Below are 3421 nucleotides of genomic sequence, written 5' to 3'. Positions count from 1 at the left end.
GTGGTGGGACGGGGTCCGTCGGTGCCGGTCGGCCTCAGCGCTCGGTGGCGCCCATCGCGGCGGCCATCATCGGCCAGGACTGCTTGAGGTCGTCCTGCCAGTAGCCCCACGAGTGCGTGCCGTTGGGCGCGAAGTCGAACTGGGCCGGGATCTGCAGCTCGCCGAAGCGGCGGGCGAGGTTGGCCGTGCAGTACTGGGTGGCGGCCTCGATGATGCCACCGACGATCGCCTGGTTGGCCAGCGCCGGGATGCTGTTGCGCAGGCGCCAGTTCTCCAGGGACTCGTACGGTCCGGGCAGACCGTTGCCGGTGGAGATGAACATGGCCGGCAGGGTGCCGTTCCTCTTCTGCTCCTCGAAGCGCCAGGCGCCCCAGACCGGGTCGTTGTCGAACCAGCCGTTCACCGTCTCGGGCGTACCCGGGAACGGGCCCCACATGTTGTCGAGGTTGGCTCCGCCCCGCATCCCGGTGACGATGTTGATGAACTGGTAGCCGATCGGCGTCGAGGTCTCGGCGCAACCCGAGTAGGAGCCGATGGCCTGGAAGCGGCCCGGGTGCTTCTGGGCGATGGTCAGCACCGACGTGGCGGTCATGGAGATGGCCGCGAGCGAACGCTTGCGGTCGCCTCCGGTGTTGCCGCCGTAGGCCGACTCGAACAGGTCGGGGAGCTCGTTGGCGAGGTAGGACTCGAACGCCATCGGGCGGGTGGTCTCGCGGGCGAAGCGGGTCTGGACGTTGGGGTCGTGCCGCTGCCAGTCGGTGTAGTACGAGAAGGCGCCTCCGATGGGCGTGACGGTCCAGGCGTTCTTGTTGGCCATGAAGTTCTTCACGTCCGACTGCGCCTGCCAGGTGGCGGAGTCCTCGCCACCACCCGCGCCGTTGATCAGGTAGAGCACCGGGGCCTTGGCGTTGCCGTCAGCCGGGCGCTGCACGATGTTCGGGACCTCCATCTGCATCTTGTCCGACCACACCGAGACGATCATGCGACCGTCGGTGAGAGTGGTCTCGCGGACCTTCTGCGAGGCGTTGGCCTTGTTGTACTGGATGGTGCCGCCGCCCTGGGCCTGGGCCGTGCCCGTGGCGACGACGGGGACCATGGCCGCAGCAACGGCCGCGACGGCGACCTTCGTGCCGAACCGCTTCACTGAACGCATATTTCGACGCCTTACATTCTCGTTGTTCACAGACGGACCCGGGCATTCTTGTGGGAACGCTAACCCGATTCCCAGTAGTCACACAAGTCCCACTAGACACAGTAGTACCACTTGCGTCCGCAGGTCGTGCGTATTGTATCCGCGGGGCACGCTCCGAGGCTCCCACAGTCAGGTGTACCGAGGGAAACCGCGGAGCCGGCCGGTGCGGCTCACGTCAACATTATCGACGGTGACCGGGCCCGCGTTACGACTATGAGCATTTTCCCACCCGCGAAACGTCTGCGAGACCGGCCGCGTCGTCGCAGCCGTCTCGACGTCCGCACACGCATCGAGGGCGCCGGAGTCACTCCGACGCCCTCGACGACCGCGCTTTCCGCGTGGCTACTTACTTCATGAAGCCGGTGGCCATGTCGGCAGCGAAGCCGCCGCCGATGAAGTAGGCGGCAGCCTTCGCGCCGGCCGCCAGCGCGCCGACGAAGTCGCCGCCGAGCTTGCTCAGGCCAGCAATCGCGCCCAGTTCAGTCGAACCCATGATGATCTCCTTTGTGAATGTTCCGCCGCGCGGGAACTCGCGCATTGACCTTGACGAGGGGGCGTCCGCCGACCAGTTGCGGCAGACTGCGTGCGGGGACCCGCACAGCCGACGAGCGATGCGCACTTGACAGGCGCTCGCCGCAGGGGACTATCAGGCAGCCTCTCCGGCGGACCCGCTGAAGAGGGTCTCGAAGAGCGCGGCCGGCCCCGTCTCGGGCTTGTTGAAGCCCGACAGCGACCCGGTGGTCCCGGCGACGAAGTCGAAGATGCTCTTCACGTTGCCGAGAAGTCCGGCAATCGCTCCAAAGTCAGGCATGTGTTTCTCCCTTTGCTGTGATGTCGCCCCGACTCGTGGGGCCCTCGGTAAGGTTAACCTAAGTCGCGCTGATGTCAATCGTGACGCGCGTCTCAGGTTCGCCTCTTGACGCTGGCCAGGCACCTACTCTGGGCCCGTGTCCTGGGTCACTGTAACCCACCAAGGCTTAAGAAGACTCATTAATCGGGCGGCTTTCAGAGAAATTCCTTCATACGTCACCCGGAGGACGTATGCCGCTGGTGAGCACCGTTCCGACGTCACCCCCTGTTCACCCTCGGGGATCACCGTGGGCGCTGGTTTCACCCCGGCGCGCACCCCTCCGGAGACGACGAAGCGGCCCGCGCGAGGGAGATTCGCGCGGGCCGCATTCGGAACCGTCAGGGGCAGTCGCCTACCCGGACGGGGCTCGTGTCACTGCAGGAAGCCTCCTGTCAGCGCCTCCTGGAAGTCACCTCCGGTGAAGTACGCCAGGCCGGAGAACATGTCTCCGAACGCGCCGAGGAAGTCGTTGAGAAAGCCCAGTGCGCCACTGACGCCGGCAAGGGATCCGAACTCGGGGAAAGTCATCGTCTGCTCCTAGAGGTGTTCTGGTGTGTGGTGGGTGGGTCGTGACCGCTAGTCGGCGCTGATGCTCGTGATCGCGCCGATGAAGTCATTGACCCCGCCCTCGCCACCCAGGGACCCGGTGAAGAAGACGACGGCGCCGAGGATGTCGGTGATTCCGCCGAAGAGGTCGGACAGTTGACCGAAGTTGGGCATGGGGGTCTCCGTTCTCAGTGTGTTCCGGCGCCCTCCGGGGCGCCTGACACAGACACTAGGGCGGCCGTTCAGCAGCCACCAGAGACGAAACCGTTCCTTAACCGCAGGTCACAGACGTTTTACGCGGGACGACGCACGTGACGATCGTGTTACGCGACCCGATGCCCCAGGAGAGCCCGACAAAGGCCGTGGCCCGCACCGGATCTCCGGTGCGGGCCACGGCCGCGTGCTGGGGTGGGCTACATCAGAAGCCCATGCCACCCATCTCGTCGCCACCCGGCATCGCCGGTCCGGCGGGCTCGGGCTTGTCGGCCACGACGGCCTCGGTGGTGAGGAACAGCGCGGCGATCGACGCGGCGTTCTGCAGCGCCGACCGGGTCACCTTGACCGGGTCGTTGATCCCGGCCACCAGGAGATCCTCGTATTCGCCGGTGGCGGCGTTGAGGCCCTCGGCACCCGGGAGGTTGCGGACCTTCTCCGCCACGACGCCCGGCTCGAGGCCGGCGTTGTGGGCGATCTGCTTGAGCGGGGCGCTCAGCGCGAACTTCACGATCTTCGCGCCGGTGGCCTCCTCGCCCTCGAGGGAGAGGGCGTCGATGGCGGCCTCGGACTTGACCAGGGCGACACCGCCGCCCGCGACGATGCCCTCCTCGACGGCG

Annotated in this window: 6 protein-coding genes; all 6 read right to left on the bottom strand. The window is 66.5% G+C overall.

What is annotated here, in order from left to right:
- Positions 1-34: 34 nt before the first annotated feature.
- The gene (locus B4M60_RS03635; RefSeq protein ID WP_291080374.1) at positions 35-1153 is read right to left on the bottom strand and encodes an alpha/beta hydrolase; all 1119 of its coding nucleotides are present in this window, start codon (positions 1151-1153) and stop codon (positions 35-37) included.
- 385 nt (positions 1154-1538) lie between these two features.
- Positions 1539-1730 carry a hypothetical protein gene (locus tag B4M60_RS03630; RefSeq protein ID WP_291080372.1) on the bottom strand — a complete coding sequence of 64 codons (192 nt, stop codon included), beginning with the start codon at positions 1728-1730 and terminating at the stop codon, positions 1539-1541.
- A 108-nt stretch (positions 1731-1838) separates the two neighbouring features.
- A complete protein-coding gene (locus tag B4M60_RS03625; protein ID WP_291080370.1) occupies positions 1839-2003 on the bottom strand; it encodes a hypothetical protein in 165 nt (54 codons plus the stop codon).
- A 411-nt stretch (positions 2004-2414) separates the two neighbouring features.
- Positions 2415-2570, bottom strand: a complete 156-nt coding sequence (locus B4M60_RS03620) for a hypothetical protein (protein ID WP_167507209.1) — start codon at positions 2568-2570, stop codon at positions 2415-2417.
- A gap of 48 nt (positions 2571-2618) precedes the next feature.
- The gene (locus B4M60_RS03615) at positions 2619-2762 is read right to left on the bottom strand and encodes a hypothetical protein (protein WP_167507208.1); all 144 of its coding nucleotides are present in this window, start codon (positions 2760-2762) and stop codon (positions 2619-2621) included.
- A 244-nt stretch (positions 2763-3006) separates the two neighbouring features.
- Positions 3007-3421, bottom strand: a 415-nt coding sequence (locus B4M60_RS03610) for a TCP-1/cpn60 chaperonin family protein (protein ID WP_291080366.1), incomplete at its 5' end; no start/stop codon positions are given.

This window comes from Dietzia sp. UBA5065 (genome assembly GCA_002415925.1).
GTDB lineage: Bacteria > Actinomycetota > Actinomycetes > Mycobacteriales > Mycobacteriaceae > Dietzia.
Note: the sequence above shows the minus strand (reverse complement) of the source record. Positions and strands in the feature narration are given on the sequence as shown.

Excerpts from the sequence above, each read along its gene's own strand:
- B4M60_RS03630 (WP_291080372.1), bottom strand. The coding sequence starts at position 1,730 with ATGCGCGAGTTCCCGCGCGGCGGAACATTCACAAAGGAGATCATCATG.
- B4M60_RS03625 (WP_291080370.1), bottom strand. The coding sequence starts at position 2,003 with ATGCCTGACTTTGGAGCGATTGCCGGACTTCTCGGCAACGTGAAGAGC.
- B4M60_RS03615 (WP_167507208.1), bottom strand. The coding sequence starts at position 2,762 with ATGCCCAACTTCGGTCAACTGTCCGACCTCTTCGGCGGAATCACCGAC.
- B4M60_RS03620 (WP_167507209.1), bottom strand. The coding sequence starts at position 2,570 with ATGACTTTCCCCGAGTTCGGATCCCTTGCCGGCGTCAGTGGCGCACTG.
- B4M60_RS03635 (WP_291080374.1), bottom strand. The coding sequence starts at position 1,153 with ATGCGTTCAGTGAAGCGGTTCGGCACGAAGGTCGCCGTCGCGGCCGTT.